Origin of the sequence: Enterococcus hailinensis, from assembly GCF_045862035.1 — a bacterium.
Classification (GTDB): Bacteria; Bacillota; Bacilli; order Lactobacillales; family Enterococcaceae; genus Enterococcus_A; species Enterococcus_A hailinensis.
Genome location: NZ_BAAFRV010000002.1, coordinates 65,040 through 81,457, shown reverse-complemented (window position 1 = coordinate 81,457; position 16,418 = coordinate 65,040). Strand labels below are relative to the sequence as shown.

At 39.1% G+C, this 16,418-nt stretch carries 11 protein-coding genes; 9 read left to right on the top strand and 2 right to left on the bottom strand.

What is annotated here, in order from left to right; all coding sequences use genetic code 11:
- Positions 1 to 19: 19 nt before the first annotated feature.
- Both ACKTSC_RS02130 and rpmB read right to left on the bottom strand, forming a co-directional pair.
- On the bottom strand, positions 20 to 2,614 hold the full coding sequence (locus tag ACKTSC_RS02130) for a YfhO family protein (protein ID WP_407856717.1): 2,595 nt from the start codon (positions 2,612 to 2,614) through the stop codon (positions 20 to 22).
- Positions 2,615 to 2,854: 240 nt separating this feature from the next.
- Positions 2,855 to 3,043 carry a 50S ribosomal protein L28 gene (gene rpmB / locus ACKTSC_RS02125; RefSeq protein ID WP_010747188.1) on the bottom strand — a complete coding sequence of 63 codons (189 nt, stop codon included), beginning with the start codon at positions 3,041 to 3,043 and terminating at the stop codon, positions 2,855 to 2,857.
- Positions 3,044 to 3,366: 323 nt separating this feature from the next.
- Here rpmB and ACKTSC_RS02120 point away from each other — a divergent pair, with 323 nt between their 5' ends.
- From ACKTSC_RS02120 to ftsY, 9 genes are all read left to right on the top strand, one after another.
- Positions 3,367 to 3,729: an Asp23/Gls24 family envelope stress response protein gene (locus tag ACKTSC_RS02120; RefSeq protein ID WP_316401957.1), complete on the top strand. Its 363-nt coding sequence runs from the start codon at positions 3,367 to 3,369 to the stop codon at positions 3,727 to 3,729.
- Positions 3,730 to 3,758: 29 nt separating this feature from the next.
- Positions 3,759 to 5,441 carry a DAK2 domain-containing protein gene (locus ACKTSC_RS02115; protein WP_407856716.1) on the top strand — a complete coding sequence of 561 codons (1,683 nt, stop codon included), beginning with the start codon at positions 3,759 to 3,761 and terminating at the stop codon, positions 5,439 to 5,441.
- A 104-nt stretch (positions 5,442 to 5,545) separates the two neighbouring features.
- A complete protein-coding gene (gene recG / locus ACKTSC_RS02110; protein WP_407856715.1) occupies positions 5,546 to 7,579 on the top strand; it encodes an ATP-dependent DNA helicase RecG in 2,034 nt (677 codons plus the stop codon).
- Positions 7,580 to 7,955: 376 nt separating this feature from the next.
- A complete protein-coding gene (plsX, locus tag ACKTSC_RS02105) occupies positions 7,956 to 8,954 on the top strand; it encodes a phosphate acyltransferase PlsX (RefSeq protein ID WP_332580443.1) in 999 nt (332 codons plus the stop codon).
- Between the two features lie 123 nt (positions 8,955 to 9,077).
- Positions 9,078 to 9,323, top strand: coding sequence for an acyl carrier protein (gene acpP / locus ACKTSC_RS02100; protein WP_332580442.1), 246 nt, complete (start codon positions 9,078 to 9,080; stop codon positions 9,321 to 9,323).
- 301 nt (positions 9,324 to 9,624) lie between these two features.
- Entirely contained in the window at positions 9,625 to 10,320 is a 696-nt protein-coding gene (rnc, locus tag ACKTSC_RS02095) for a ribonuclease III (protein WP_407856714.1), read from the top strand.
- A gap of 35 nt (positions 10,321 to 10,355) precedes the next feature.
- On the top strand, positions 10,356 to 13,946 hold the full coding sequence (gene smc, locus ACKTSC_RS02090; protein WP_407856713.1) for a chromosome segregation protein SMC: 3,591 nt from the start codon (positions 10,356 to 10,358) through the stop codon (positions 13,944 to 13,946).
- Positions 13,947 to 14,771: a Cof-type HAD-IIB family hydrolase gene (locus ACKTSC_RS02085; protein WP_332580439.1), complete on the top strand. Its 825-nt coding sequence runs from the start codon at positions 13,947 to 13,949 to the stop codon at positions 14,769 to 14,771.
- Positions 14,772 to 16,145 (top strand): signal recognition particle-docking protein FtsY, encoded by a 1,374-nt coding sequence (gene ftsY / locus ACKTSC_RS02080; protein ID WP_407856712.1) that lies wholly within the window; start codon positions 14,772 to 14,774, stop codon positions 16,143 to 16,145. It abuts the gene before it with no gap.
- The last annotated feature ends 273 nt before the right edge of the window (positions 16,146 to 16,418 follow it).

The following is a 16,418-nucleotide window of genomic DNA, read 5'->3' as shown; positions in this document are numbered from 1 at the left end:
AACTAGCTAAGGCTTACTGTTAATGACGATAAACTTTTTTTGGTTTTAGCATTCGTAAGTAGAGGATAAATAATCCAATCGAAACTACAAATGAAATAGCTCCTATAATAAAGCCTTTTGGCATATAACTAAAAGTGACAGTATGTTTTCCTTTAGGTACATGGATACTGATAAAAGCATCTTGGAAACCTTTAATATCGACTTTTTTTCCATCAACTTTCGCTGTCCAGCCTTCATCATAAGGGATGGTAGTGACTAAAGTTTGTTCTTCATTAGCATTGACGGTTCCTTGAGCGCTATTTTTACCAGTTTTTAATGCCACACCGTTTTCTTGGATCTTATCGACAGCCAATTGATAAGCAATCGTATCCAGAGCTAGTACTTGCGGATTTTGGAAGCTAATTGATTTTGTCCCATAGAAACTAGCAGTAAATGTTACAGTCGTAGCAGCTGGATAATACCCTAGATCATAATACTGACCACTGATACTGATTTGAGCTTGACGTGTCTGACCATTGGCAGTCACGGCTGCTGTAGAACTTTCTAATTCTGAAAAATTATAAGGATACAGACTTAGGTATGCTTGGGTGTTTGCAGGGACATGAACAGTCCAGGAAACATCTTTAGCGACATTGCTTTGTTTTTCGGCAATTGTCGTAATATTACCAGAATTTGTGACGGTTGCATTTTTAGTCGAAACTTGAGTCATCGGCAAGAATTTGAAATACTGAAGCTGTTCTTGTGACAAAGCATTGAACAATTGCATTTGGGTTCCAAGATTATCATTGGACAAAGCTTTTAAATTATCGACACTTGTTGGTGCCGTAAAGGCTAATGGTAAAGCGTTGCTATTTTCAAAAAGATTGTATTCACCGGAACTCTTAGTTTTAGTAAAGCCGTATTTATTCAAATTGGTCGTTTTAGCAATGTTGTACTTGATACCTGTAAAAGCATCTGCCAACAAGGTATTGTTTTGATAACGAATATTTAAATTTGTTCCGCGAGAACGGAAACCTAATTGATCTAAGTAACTGGATGAGTGGCGATTGCGAATCGAAGAAAACATGCTGACTCCGCTATAGCCATAATTAAAGGAATCATTCGACGAAACAGGATCTAAATTCTCCAACCGATAAAAACTTTTATTGTCACTTTTTGTCTTATCCACTAAATTTTTAATATCTGGATAGGGTGCAGTATACAGACTGCGAGAAGCATAATTCCAATCTTTTAAGATCCCGCGAACCATGAAGTCGCTGTTGACAGCTGCTTCGGAACACATAAGCAGTAATAACATGATGCTCAATGTTTTAAGCGGAAGTTTATTAAAATGATAGCCTGTCAGTAACAAGGCATATAAGGCTAAGAAACCTAATGTGATATATAGTGAAATGTCTTTTAAGTAATTATAATCTTTGCCTTTTGTTCCCCAGAAGATCGCAAAAACGGCAATTAGGAGTAACAAGGAGGCAACCAATTGTAAGAGATTCTCACGATCGAGTTGTTCCCAGCCCCAAGCAGCCAAAGTAATGACCAAGAAGGATAGAAGGTAAGCATAACGGAATAAAAACATATTCGGTGCATGCATACCATGCCAGAACAAATTCATTGGTTGAATATAAAAACTAGCAATCAAAATCGCAAAAATCATGCCGTAGGCCAATTTATTTTTCCAAGGAATCTTTTTACAGATAAAGAAAAACAAACAAAGTGCTAAAGGTAAGAGGCCAATATAAATAAACGGAATCGAACCATATTTGGTCGTATCGTACGAGCCGATCATATTTTTAGCGATGAAATCCCACCAACCAGTAGCTTCGGTCTTAAATGTTGTGATCTGTGTCAATTCTTCTCCGTTGGTTCGTAAATCTAAAACGGAAGGAAGAATCATGATCATCGATGCAAACCCTGCTAATAGCGAGGCGATCGCATAAGGCAAGATACTTTTTTTGTATTGTTTCCAATTAGTAGCTAAACGAGCAATAAAATATAAGACGGAGAAGATCCCGATCATAAAGCCCATATAAAAACTTGTTAAAAACAACATTAAATAGGAAACAAAAAGAACCGTCGGCTTTTTCAAATCCATCACCCGGTTGATTCCTAAAATAATCAATGGGAGATAAATAAAGGCGTCCAACCACATGATGATCTCTGAATGTGCGATAGCAAAAGACATCAAAGCGTAGGCGACACTCAATGCGACACGAGACCAATCCGGAAGTTTGAAGCTGCCTTTGGCGTAAAACCAAAAAGCTAGTCCGGCAGCACCGATTTTTAGGATAGTCAGAAAATACAAAGCATCCGGCATCAGCTGGTTGGGAAAGAAAATCACTAAAGGTGTAAAAAATCCGCCTAAATAATAGGAGACTAAGGATAGATAATTCAACCCTAGAGAAGTATTCCAGTTATAGAAAAGTCCTTGCTTTCCTAAAAGCATATTTCGAAAACTTGCATGGAAATTCGAAAATTGAGAAAAAGCGTCACTGGCTAAAACGCTTCGGCTTGATCCGGGATAAATCCCAATCGTCAAGTAGACGGCCACCATGATCAACGCTGGCAAGAAAAAGCTGGCTAATAAATACCATCGATTTTCTTTGAGATAGTTCTTCATAATAAAAATCACCCATCTTCTTTCAACAGACTACTCAAATTTTACCATAGAAGCGATTGGATTTTGTGAAGGAGCTATGAAACGCAAGCAAAGATTTATAAAATTATCCGCAAAAAGAAAAAGAGTCGACAGCGTCGACTCTTTTTGTGCGTTTTCAATTATAGAAATCATTGACCATAATGAAAAAAGTCAAAATAAAAAACCGCTCGTGATTGAACGGTTTGGTTTGATTGGATAATATTAAACGCGCTCAACTTTTCCAGATTTCAAAGCACGAGTTGAGACCCAAACTTTTTTAGGTTTTCCGTCAACTAACACGCGAACTTTTTGTAAATTAGGTTTTACAGTACGTTTAGTAGCGTTCATAGCGTGAGAACGGTTATTTGCACTTCTTGTTTTACGACCAGTAAAATAGCAAACTTTTGCCATGTGATGTTTCCTCCTTTTGCCTTGATGTTGGAGCGCTTCTTTGGCTCATACTAAAATAACTTATCACATATCATTAAAATTAGCAAGTGAATTTTTTTAGAAAGATTGACATTCAAGGCATTTGCGGGTAAATTATACTCTGTTAGCGTAAAGACTTTGAAAAAAGTTGCAAATACTTAAAGTGCAAGAAGAAAGATTGTGTAAGATGAGCCGGTCTTATCGATAAATCACAATGAAACTTTCTTTTATTTGTCGTAGGGCTATGATAAACTGTTATAGTAGAAAAAATGGGCGATTAGGCCTATTTAAGGAGGCTAACAACTATGGCTGTGAAAATCAATACACAGACAGGTATGATCGAAATTTCAAACGAAGTCATCGCGACGGTTGTCGGCGGTGCAGTTACTGACGTGTTTGGTATCGTCGGTATGGCTAGCAAAAATCAAATTAAAGATAATATCACAGAGATTTTAAGAAAAGAAAATTATTCACGCGGCGTTGTTGTACGTCAAGAAGAAAATGGAATCGCAGTCGACGTTTATACAATCGTTAGCTACGGCACAAAAATCTCCGAAGTATCTCGGAATGTCCAAGAAAAAGTAAAATATAACTTGGAAACGATGCTAGGGGTTACGGCTAATTCAGTGAATGTGTATGTTCAAGGTGTGCGTGTTCTGCCAGACTAAAGGCAGTGTTCTTAAGGAGGACTATGTAAGTGAAGGTAACAGAGATCAGCGCAAGTCAATTTCAAGAGATGGTTGAGGCTGGCGCTAAACGTCTGCAAGTCAATGCAGAGTATGTCAATTCATTAAATGTATTCCCAGTGCCTGATGGCGATACTGGTACCAACATGAATTTATCCATGACCAGTGGTGCAACTGCTGTTGTCAATTCTGCTTCAGATAAAGTTGGAGAATTAGCGAATTTCTTAGCGAAAGGATTGTTGATGGGCGCGCGAGGAAATTCTGGCGTTATCTTGTCACAATTGTTCCGTGGATTTTCTAAGGCTATTTTAGATGTGGAAACATTAAATGCTGAAGATTTAGCAAAAGCATTGGTTCACGGTGTGGAAACTGCCTATAAAGCAGTCATGAAACCTGTAGAAGGTACGATCTTAACGGTCGCACGTGAATCAGCAAAAGCTGGCGAACGTAAAGCCAAACAAACAGACGATGTGATCGAAGTGATGACAGACGTTGTAAAATTTGGTAAAAAAGCATTGGACAAAACACCTGATATGCTGCCCGTCTTAAAAGAAGTAGGCGTAGTCGACAGTGGTGGTCAAGGTCTGTTGTTTATCTATGAAGGTTTTTTAAGTGCGTTGACAGGTGAATTTCAAGCCGACGATACGTATGAACCAAGTCCAGCTGAAATGGACGAAATGGTCAATGCAGAACACCATCGCAGTGTCCAAGGTCAATTAGCGACAGAAGACATTACTTTTGGTTATTGTACAGAAATCATGGTTCGTCTTGGTGAAGGTCCAACGGTCGATAGCGCGTTTGACTATGATACATTCCGCAATTATTTAGACGGTATCGGTGATTCATTATTAGTTGTTAATGATGAAGAAATCGTAAAAGTCCATGTTCATACGGAACATCCTGGGGAAGTTATGAACTATGGCCAAAAATTTGGTGCGTTGATCAAAGTGAAAGTTGATAATATGCGTCTACAACACGAAACAATTTTGGAGCATGATGAAGAAGTAACTGCTTTTGAAGCAACTCCAGCTGAACGCAAACCCTTTGCTGTGATCGCGATTGCAGCTGGTGAAGGTGTTCAAGAATTGTTCAAGAGTTTAGGTGCTGATTATGTTATCAGCGGCGGACAAACAATGAACCCAAGTACTGAAGACATCTTGAAAGCAATCAAGGAAGTCAATGCTGACCAAGTAGTCGTATTGCCGAATAATAAAAACATCTTTATGGCTGCTGATCAAGCTGCCGAAGTTTCTGAGATTCCTGTAGTAGTCGTACCAAGTAAAACAGTATCTCAAGGGATGACAGCAATGTTGGCTTTCAATGGAGAGCAAAGTTTGGAAGACAATAAAACAGCGATGACAGATATGTTGGAATCAGTAATCAGCGGACAAGTCACTCACGCGATTCGCGATACATCAATCGATGGTGTTGAAATCCACGAAGGGGATTTCTTAGGAATGATCGATGGTAAAATCGTTCTTTCTGAACCAGATCAATATCAAACAACCCTTGATACATTAAATAAAATGATCAATGAAGATATTGAAATCATCACGATCATCGTCGGTGAAGATGGAAATCAAGCAGAAGCTGAAAAAATCAGTGAAGCATTAGAAGCAAGTCATCCGGACTTAGAAGTTGAGATCCACGAAGGAAATCAACCAGTTTATCCATACTTGCTTTCAGCAGAATAGTAATAAATTATAGTAGTAATAAAGTGAAGGGAGTGGGCCAAGTGAAGTTGGTGCGCTCCTTTTGTTAGTTTTGCATTACATAGATGAAAGAGAGGAGGAAGACTATGGGAATCCAAGAAGCTGTATCCGTATTACCTGGCGTCGGACCTAAAAGAGTTCAAACATTGGCTGAGTTGGGAATTGTAACTGTCGAAGATCTGTTGAGTTATTATCCTTTTCGCTATGAAGATATCCAAGAAAAGAATTTGTTAGAAATCAATGATCAAGAAAAGGTCACGTTAAAAGGAGTAATCGTTTCTGCACCAGTGGTTAGCCGTTTTGGTTATAAAAAAAGTCGGTTACAATTTCGAATGATGCAAGATCATGCGGTATTTATGGTGTCCTTCTTTAATCAGCCTTATTTGAAAGAGAAAATCGAAGTTGGGGAAGAATTAGCCGTTTATGGAAAATGGGATGCCAAGCGAAAATCGATGAATGGGATGAAAATCTTAGGCGGAAAACAAACGGAAGAGTATGCACCGATTTATCATGTGACGAAATCAATCCGTCAAAGTACACTAGTAGATTTAATCAAGGTGGCCTTTGAAAAATTTGGCGATCAAGTACCCGAAGACCTGCCAGAGTACCTGCTGGAAAAATATCGGTTGATGCCAAGAAAGCAAGCGATGCGTGCGATGCATTTTCCCAAAAATCCAGCTGAAAGCCACCAAGCCAAGCGGCGTGTTGTCTTTGAAGAATTTTTCTTATTCCAAATGCGGATGCAAGGGTTGAAAAAAAGTGAACGGAGCGAAAAGAATGGTATAGCGATCCGTTATGACGTGGAACGGTTAAAAACATTCACCCAGACATTGCCTTTTGAATTAACGGGTGCTCAAAAGCGTGTGACAAATGAGATCTGTTATGACCTGCGTAGTCAAAAGCATATGCAACGTTTATTACAAGGGGATGTCGGTAGCGGGAAAACCGTGGTTGCGGCCATTGCATTGTATGCTGCGATGACAGCTGGTTTCCAAGGAGCTTTAATGGTTCCAACTGAAATTTTGGCGCAGCAGCATTTAGAAAGTCTAACCCAACTATTTGATTCTTTAGAAATGAATGTGGCCTTACTGACAGGATCAACCAAAACTAAAGAACGACGTGCTATTTTAGCCGGTTTGCAGAATGGTGAAATCGATGTGATCGTAGGAACCCATGCCTTGATCCAAGACGATGTTCAGTTCAATAATTTGGGCTTGGTCATAACGGATGAACAGCATCGATTCGGGGTGAATCAACGGCGCGTGTTAAGAGAAAAAGGTTTGCATCCTGATGTTTTATTCATGACCGCAACACCGATTCCTCGGACGTTAGCAATTACTGCTTATGGTGAGATGGATGTTTCAGTTATTGATCAAATGCCGGCTGGACGAATCCCAATAAAGACTAGTTGGATCAAACCAAAGCAATTAGAACATACTTTGGATTGGGCAAAGCTTGAACTAAAGGCGGGACATCAATTGTATGTGATCTGTCCATTGATTGAAGAATCAGAAGCGTTGGATGTGAAAAATGCGACAGAAATCTATGAGCATTTGAGTGAGTATTACGCACCAGACTATCAAGTAAGCCTATTACACGGTAAGATGAAAAATGCGGAAAAAGAAGCGATCATGGAAGAATTCAAAGACAACCAAAGTCAGATTTTAGTTTCCACTACAGTAATTGAAGTTGGTGTGAACGTACCGAATGCGACAGTGATGTTTATCATGGATGCGGATCGTTTTGGCTTAGCTCAATTGCATCAATTGCGTGGCCGTGTCGGCCGTGGCTCCGATGCCTCTTATTGCATTCTAGTGGCAAGTCCTAAAAATGAGATGGGTAAAGAACGAATGAAGATCATGACTGAAACTAATAATGGGTTTGTTTTAAGTGAAAAAGATTTAGAATTACGTGGGCCGGGGGAAGTTTTTGGCTTCCGTCAATCAGGCTTGCCGCAATTTCTAATTGCGGATCTAGTCAATGATGCGAATGTTTTAGAAGTGGCTCGAGATGAAGCCAATCAGATCTGGCAATTAGAGGACTGGCGAACAGATCCAGCCTTTGCACCATTAGCTAAGATGCTCAAACCAACTGAAACAGGTGAAACCTACTTTGACTAATGCTATACTGGGTTGTGTGAAAATTATTAACTAGATAATAGAAACGGCTAGTTTAGATTGAAATATATATTTCGCTTGCGGAAAATAAATACATTGAAACGAAAAAGGATGCCAGTCCAACTATCTTGTTTAGTTAAGAAAATAAATTATTTTGAATTAACTAGTTGGATGGTATACGGCTTGAGAATTAGAATTATTTTCGCTTGCGGAAAATAAATACATTGAAACGAAAAAGGATGCCAGTCCAACTATCTTGTTTAGTTAGGAAAATAAATTATTTTGAATTAACTAGTTGGATGGTATACGGCTTGAGAATTAGAATTATTTTCGCTTGCGGAAAATAAATACATTGAAACGAAAAAGGAGAGAGTTTTTCATGAGAATCGCTGTAGATGCTATGGGCGGAGATTTTGCTCCCAAAGCTATTGTAGAAGGTGTAATGTTAGCACAAAAAAAACATCCGGAGATTGAATTTCAATTATATGGAAAAGAAGATGCCATTCGTCAATATCTAACGAATGAAAAAAATATTACGATCATTCATACTGATGAAAAAATCAATAGTGATGATGAACCAGTGAGAGCTATCCGTCGTAAAAAGAATGCCTCAATGGTCTTGGCTGCCCAAGCAGTAAAAGACGGCAAAGCTGATGCCATTTTTTCTGCTGGAAATACCGGTGCACTCTTAGCTGCAGGCTTGTTCGTAGTTGGCCGAATCAAAGGAATTGAGCGTCCTGGTTTGATGTCAACATTACCTGTTTTAAATGGAACAGAAGGTTTTGATATGTTGGATTTAGGTGCAAATGCTGAAAATAAAGCAGAACACCTTCATCAATACGCAATCTTAGGTTCTTTTTATGCAAAACATGTTCGTGGAATCGAAAATCCTCGTGTAGGACTGTTAAATAATGGGACGGAAGAAACAAAAGGCAGCGAATTAACAAAAGAAGCCTTCAAACAGCTACAAGCAGAAGAAAGTATCAACTTTATCGGTAATGTGGAAGCCCGTGAATTGTTAAATGGCGTGGCAGATGTCGTGGTGACGGATGGGTTTACGGGAAATGCCGTCTTAAAAACGATTGAAGGAACTGCTATGGGCTTGATGACATTATTAAAGGGCAGTATCAATGATGCCGGTGTAAAAGGAAAATTAGGCGCTGTGATGTTGAAAGATACTTTATACGGTTTGAAAGACAAGCTTGATTATTCTGCTCACGGCGGCGCAGTATTATTTGGTCTTAAAGCACCTGTCATCAAAACACACGGATCGACTGGTCCAGAAGCAGTAGCTAATACGATTGACCAAATCCATCTAATGTTAGAAACAGATGTTGTAGGTCAATCAGTGGAATTTTTTGAAACCCACCAAGGGTAAGACTGTCCAAACAGATTTCTGAAAAAAGGTGGACAAAGGGAACAAACATCAGTAAAATGAGTTGTGACCTTCTAGTAAAAAAACATACCCGAATATTAGTTGATCAAGTGGAGGTGAATGTTGTTGACTCGTGAAGAAGTATTTAGCAAAGTTGCTGAAATAATTTCAAATCACTTTGAAATCGATAAAGATAAAGTGACTCTTGAATTGAGTATCAAAGACGACTTAAATGCAGATTCAATCAGTATCATGGAATTCGTTTTAGAATTGGAAGATGAATTCGGAACAGAAATTTCTGATGATGACGCTGAAAAAATTGAAACTGTTGGAGCTGCAGTTGATTACATTATGCAAAACGACAAAGCTTAATAAAAAAGAGGCGTAGCGAACATTTGCTGCGCCGTTTGTATATCTTAAAAAGACCTGAAAGGGTCTTTTTTATTTAGATGTTAGTTAATCAAAGTTAAAAAGTGTTGCTTCCAAATGCGCTCATAAAACGAAGGCATTTCTAACGCATTGAGCAAAGAATTTTCATAGGCACTAACACATTTTCGATTAAAAAGTTAGTCAAAGGTTGAAAATTTGCTATGTTCATGACTTCTGATTTAAAAATCAGCAAAAAAACAGTATAATAAGGCGTGATGGAAATCTCAAAAAAAGGAATGAGCCCATGGATACACAGTTGATAAATGAATTGAAAGAAAACTATGGCATCGTCTTTCACGATGTGAACTTATTGGAGCAAGCTTTTACCCACTCATCTTATGTGAATGAACACCGTAACATGAATATTTCAGATAATGAACGGTTAGAATTTTTAGGGGATGCTGTCTTAGAAATTCAAGTATCGGACTACTTGTATCATCATTATCCAACGTTGCCAGAAGGTCGATTGACCCGTTTACGTTCGGCGATCGTAAGAGAAGAAAGTTTATCTAAATTTGCTAAAGAATGTCATTTTGACCAATATATCATGTTAGGTAAAGGAGAAGAAAATTCAGGCGGACGTCATCGCGCAGCGTTATTATGCGATTTGTTTGAATCTTTCTTAGGTGCTCTGTATTTAGATCAAGGATATGAAGCGGCATTAAACTTTATCAAGGCCGTTGTTTTCCCTAAAATCGAAGCCGGCGACTTTACCCGTGAGATGGATCATAAGACACGCTTGCAAGAAGTGTTACAAAAGAGCGGCGATGTTACGATCGAATACCGTCTAGTTAACGAAGAAGGTCCAGCCCATGAACGTATTTTTACGATCGATGTTTATTCAGACGAGCAATTGATCGGTACGGGACAAGGAAAATCTAAAAAATTAGCTGAGCAAGATGCAGCAGAAAAAGCATTACGCAAACTTGCTGCCAAATAGTATGAATTTCCTAGTGGAATTTTAGGAGGAACATTTTGCATTTAAAACGAATTGAGATCGCTGGTTTTAAATCTTTTGCGGATCGAACGAAAATCGAATTCGAAAAAGGTGTTACAGCGGTCATCGGACCAAATGGTAGTGGGAAAAGTAATATTACTGAAGCGATTCGCTGGGTTTTAGGTGAGCAATCAGCTAAAAGTTTGCGTGGCGGTAAGATGCCAGACATTATCTTTGCTGGTTCTGACTCACGCAAACAGTTGAATCTGGCAGAAGTAACGGTTGTTTTAGACAATACCGACCACTACTTACCTTTAGCATTTAGTGAAATCAGTGTTACTCGTCGCTACCGTCGGACGGGTGAGAGTGATTTCTTTATCAATAAAAAAGCTTGCCGTTTAAAAGATATCCAAGATCTTTTTATGGATTCAGGTTTAGGTAAAGAGTCGTTTTCGATTATTTCGCAAGGGAAAGTCGAAGCGATTTTTGCAAGCAAACCAGAAGATCGCCGTGGAATTTTCGAGGAAGCAGCGGGTGTTCTCAAGTACAAGCAACGTAAGCGTAAAGCTGAACAAAAATTATTTGAAACAGAAGATAATTTAAGTCGAGTTCAAGACATTATTTACGAATTGGAAGATCAGCTGACTCCTTTAGCGGCTCAGAGTGAAGCGGCGAAGGGGTTTTTGAAACTTAAAGAAGAATTGACAGCTACCGATATTAGTTTGACAGTCGCTAAGGTCAATGAAACGCGTGAAAAATGGGCAGCTTCAAAAACTGATTTTGAATCATTATCTAAAACGATCGAAGAAAAAAGTCGTTTTATACAACGAACAGAAAATCAGTTAGGACGTTTGCGTGAACAGCGTGGTGTCTTGGATGAGCAATTAGAAACGGGGCAACAACAACTATTACATTTGTCAGAAGCATTGAAACAAGCTGAAGGCCGGATAGAGTTATTGAGTGAGCGTTCTAAAAATACCCAAAAAACGAGTGCTGAATATCGAGAAAATTTAGTTGATCAACAAAATAAACGGACAGAATTAGAAAAAAATCTAAAAGCAGTCCAAGAACAGCAAGTCGAAAAAGAAGCTGAAAAAGTCGCATTGAATGAACGAATTCAACAATTAACACTTGAGGCGGAGAAATACAAAAAATCGCCTAAAGAGTTATTGGAAGATTTACGCGGAACTTATGTTGAGTTGATGCAAGAGTCAGCTAATGTCAGTAATGAATTGAAATATTTGGAGCGTCAGTACACGCAAGAAACAGCGAAAAACCAACAAAGTGTCACTCGTTTTGAAGCACTGCAGACACAGCTAGATGCTTTACTGACTCAAAAAGCGGATGCTGAGATCAAAGCTCAGACATTGAAAGCCCAATTAACAACTGAACAAACACAGTACCGTCAATCAGTAGAAGCTAAAAATAAGACGCAACAGCAATTGCAGAAAGAGCAACAGCTGATGTACGACTTGATGAGTCAGGTACAACAGGCACGTGCGCGCCAAAAAAGTTTGCAAGAAATTCAGGAAAATTATAGTGGATTTTATCAAGGTGTTCGCAGTGTCTTGCAGCATAAAAATCAGTTGAACGGGATCGTTGGTGCTGTAGCAGAGCTGTTGGAAGTACCAGCAGAATATACTTTAGCAATCGAAACTGCTTTGGGGGCTTCGGCGCAACATATTATTGTAGAAAATGAAAAAGATGCTCGCCAAGGGATTACTTTTTTAAAACAACAACGCAGTGGTCGTGGAACTTTTCTACCGTTGACAACGATCAAACCACGTAGTGTAGCTGCCCATCAATACCAAGCAATCAAAGAGATCGAAGGTTTTGTTGGTGTCGCTAGTGAGTTGGTTCAGTTTCCAGAAACCGTTGCACCGATAATGCAAAACTTATTGGGTGCAATCGTTATTGCCAAAGATTTGAATAGTGCCAACCAACTAGCACGTCAATTGCGTTACCAAGTTCGGGTCGTTTCTTTAGACGGGGATGTTATGAACGCTGGTGGATCAATGACTGGTGGCGCTACTAAGCAAGGAAATCGTGGCAATTTATTCAATCAAAGCCATGAATTGGCTGAGTGGACTAAGCGTTATGAAGAGATCAATCAAGCATTGCAAACTAAAGAAAAATTAGTACGTGAACTTCAAGCGCAAAATACTGAGCAAAATGAAACGATTGAAAACTTGCGAACACAAGGAGAGCAGACCCGTTTAGCTTATCAAGAAGCAAAAAGCAGTGAGGAACGGATTAGCTCAGAACACGTTCGTTTACAAAAAGAGCAATCATTGTTCTCTTATGAAGCAAAAGAGCTGAAAAGTTTCTTAACGGATTATCAAGTTCAAAAAGAAGCTTTAGAATTTCAGCAAGTTGAGTTGAAAACGCAGCAAGATCAAATCAATCAAGAGATTCGTCAATTGAATGAAGAAAGTGATCAGCTGGAAGCAAAACGCGTAGAAATCGCGGCGGCATTAAGTCGTTTGCAAGCAGACGCCGCCGTACTTGAAGAACGCTTAATGTATTTAGCAAGACAAGTGATAACGTTCAATGATCAAATCGAAGAAAGCTCGGTTCAAATCACAAGTTTGGAAAATCAGTTGTTAGCTCTTTCTAGTGATTCATCTGATCACGAGGAAACCGAAGAAAGTTTGAACCAGCGAGTAGCAGAATTGGCGACTGCTCGAGAACACTTGCAAGACCAGTTAGTTATCTGGAAAGAACAACGTCAAGCGTTACAGCAAGAAGTTGATCAATCTGATCTGGCATTGACCGAAGCCAATCGAGAACAAAAACAATTACTCTCACAGCAGTCACAAGCGGATGTGCAAAAAAACCGCTATGAGTTGAAATTAGATACTGCCTTGGCCTATTTGCAAGAAGAATACAATGTTACTTTTGAAGGGGCAGAGGCACAAGCAGATCCAGCAATTGATTTGGCAGAAGCAGAACGAGAAGTTAGCCGTCTGAAGCAAGCAATTGAAAAATTAGGCCCTGTTAATCTAAATGCGATCGAGCAATACCAACAAGTTGAAGAGCGTTACGATTTTCTGACTGCTCAAAGAGATGATCTCGTTTCAGCGAAAGAACAACTGTTTGAAACGATGGATGAAATGGATGATGAAGTGAAGACCCGTTTCCATACGACCTTCAAAGCGATTCGAGAACAATTCAATGTTGTTTTCCCGAATATGTTTGGCGGTGGACGCGCAGAACTTGTATTAACGAATCCTGAAGATTTATTGAATACAGGTATTGAGATCGAAGCACAACCACCTGGGAAGAAATTACAAAACTTGTCATTACTTTCAGGTGGAGAACGAGCATTGACTGCTATTGCTTTGCTGTTCTCAATTATCCAAGTTCGTCCAGTACCATTTTGTGTCTTAGATGAAGTGGAAGCTGCGCTAGATGAAGCGAATGTCACGCGTTTTGGTCGCTACTTAAGCTCGTTCCAAAACGGTACCCAGTTTATTGTAGTGACTCACCGTAAAGGAACGATGGAAGCCGCCGACGTTTTATATGGAGTGACCATGCAAGAATCCGGTGTGTCAAAAATCATTTCTGTTCGTCTTGAAGAAGTAAAAGAAGATGGGAAGTTTAAAGTTAAGGAAGGGGAACCTTTATAAATGATCAAATTAGTCGCAATTGATTTAGATGGTACATTGTTAACCGACGCTAAAACAATATCTGATACCAATAAAAAAATCTTAGCCGAAGCCAAAGCGCGTGGAGTCAAAATCGTTATCTGTACAGGACGCCCACTGATCGCGATCAAGAATTATTTGACCGAGTTGAATTTATTGGATGCGAACGATTATTCTATCACGTTTAACGGTGGATTGATCCAAACAAATACTGGAGAAATCTTAGGCAAAACAGCGATGTCTTTAGAAGATGTCCAACACTTACACCAATTATTAACCAAAATCGATTTACCGATGGATGTACTTTCAGATGCATTATGTTATCAAATCGCTACGGCACCTGAGCATCCTTCGATCTATCCAACATTGAATAAAGCACTGACTTATGTAGATAAAGATGCTGCTGAACTAGGAGAAACAACTTTGTATAATAAAGTTGTCTCCGCAACCGATGTGGATTACTTAGATCAACAAATCGCGAAGATTCCTGCGGAAGATTATGACCGATTTGAAATTTTCAAAACTCGTGCGAACCTACTAGAATTTATGCCAAAAGGTGTGACAAAAGCATTTGGTTTATCTGTTTTAGGTGAACACCTAGGAATCTTGCCAAATGAAATGATGGCATTAGGCGACGAAGCCAATGATCTTTCAATGATCTCTTATGCAGGCATGGGCGTCGCAATGGAAAATGCTACGGATGGTGTAAAATCAGCTGCTAATTTCGTTACGCGTACGAACCAAGCAGATGGTGTCGCGCATGCGATTCAAAAATTCGTTTTTAATGAAGACAAAGGAGGAATTTAGATGGGATTATTTGACCGCATAAAAAAAGCTTTTACTGGCGAACAAGCAGAAGAACCTGAAAAGAAAAACGATGTGGTAGAAGATACAGATGCCCCCTCAGAACCGGATGTCGAAAGTACGCAAGAAGAAGCTGCTGATTCTGTTGAAAGCTCTGTTGAAGAATCTGTTCCAACAGCTGCTGAATCCGAAGACCTTCCTGCAGTAGATGAAATCGAAGAAAAACATGAAGACGTAGAAACAATTGAAGAACCTATTACGGTGGAAGAACCGGTTACTGAAGTAGAAACGAATGAGTTAAGCACACCTGAAGTTCCGGTAACGATTGACGAAACGTTGGAAGAGACAACAGAAGTTGCACAACCAATCGAAACAGATTCCGAAGCACCCGTGGTCAATCCAATCGAAGCTGCTCCGACTCCAGTTGTAGAAGAAGAGTCAGTACAAAAAAAGTACGATAAAGGATTAGAGAAAACACGTAAATCCTTTGGTGATCGAATGAATGAATTATTTGCTCGTTTCCGTCGTGTGGATGAGGATTTCTTTGAAGAATTGGAAGAAACATTGATCGGTGCAGATGTTGGTTTTGATACAGCTATCAAATTGACTGATTCATTACGACAAGAAGTTAAATTGAAAAATGCTAAAAAACCTGCTCAAATCCAAAATGTCATCATTGAAAAATTAGTTGATATTTATGAAGCCGAAGGTGTAGATGAAAAGAATGAAATCAATTTACAGCCTGATGGTTTGAGTGTCATTTTATTTGTAGGGGTCAATGGAACTGGGAAAACAACCAGTATCGGTAAATTAGCCAATCAATATAAAAATGAAGGTAAAAAAGTTTTATTAGCTGCAGCGGATACTTTCCGTGCGGGTGCGATCGATCAATTAGTTGTTTGGGGAGAACGCTCTGGCGTCGAAGTAGTACGCGGAAATGCTGGCGGCGATCCAGCAGCTGTTGTATTTGATGCGGTTGACAAGGCAAAAAATGGGAACTATGACATCTTGTTGATCGATACAGCGGGTCGCTTGCAAAACAAAGTGAACTTGATGAACGAATTGGAAAAAATCAAGCGGGTAATTCAACGCGAGTTTCCAAGCGCCCCGCATGAAGTCTTGTTAGTTGTGGATGCAACAACAGGTCAAAATGCGTTAGTTCAAGCTCGTCAATTTAAAGAAACCACTGATGTGACTGGATTGGTCTTAACGAAATTAGACGGTACAGCGAAGGGCGGAATCGTCTTAGCGATTCGAAATGAATTGCATCTACCGGTAAAATTAGTTGGATTAGGTGAAGGGATCAATGATTTGGAAGCCTTCGATTCAAATGATTTTGCAGTGGGTTTATTCAAAGGTCTGTTAAAAGAGGAATAACGAACTCAAAAAAAAACTTATAGCGATGTGTTTACTGTATTTTACAGCGAGCACATCGCTTTTTTGTATGCTAAAAAATTAGAAATATATTTTTGACGTTTTTTAAGACAATATACAAACGAAATAACTTAAATTCCCATGCTACTATACAAATATACCAATGAGGAAGAGGTGAAGGAGGAATCAAAGGAAGGAAATAAATGAGTTAATTAAAAGGTACATAGCTAGATTATCTAGCCTTGGTATTTTAGTAATACGAACATAAGATGAATC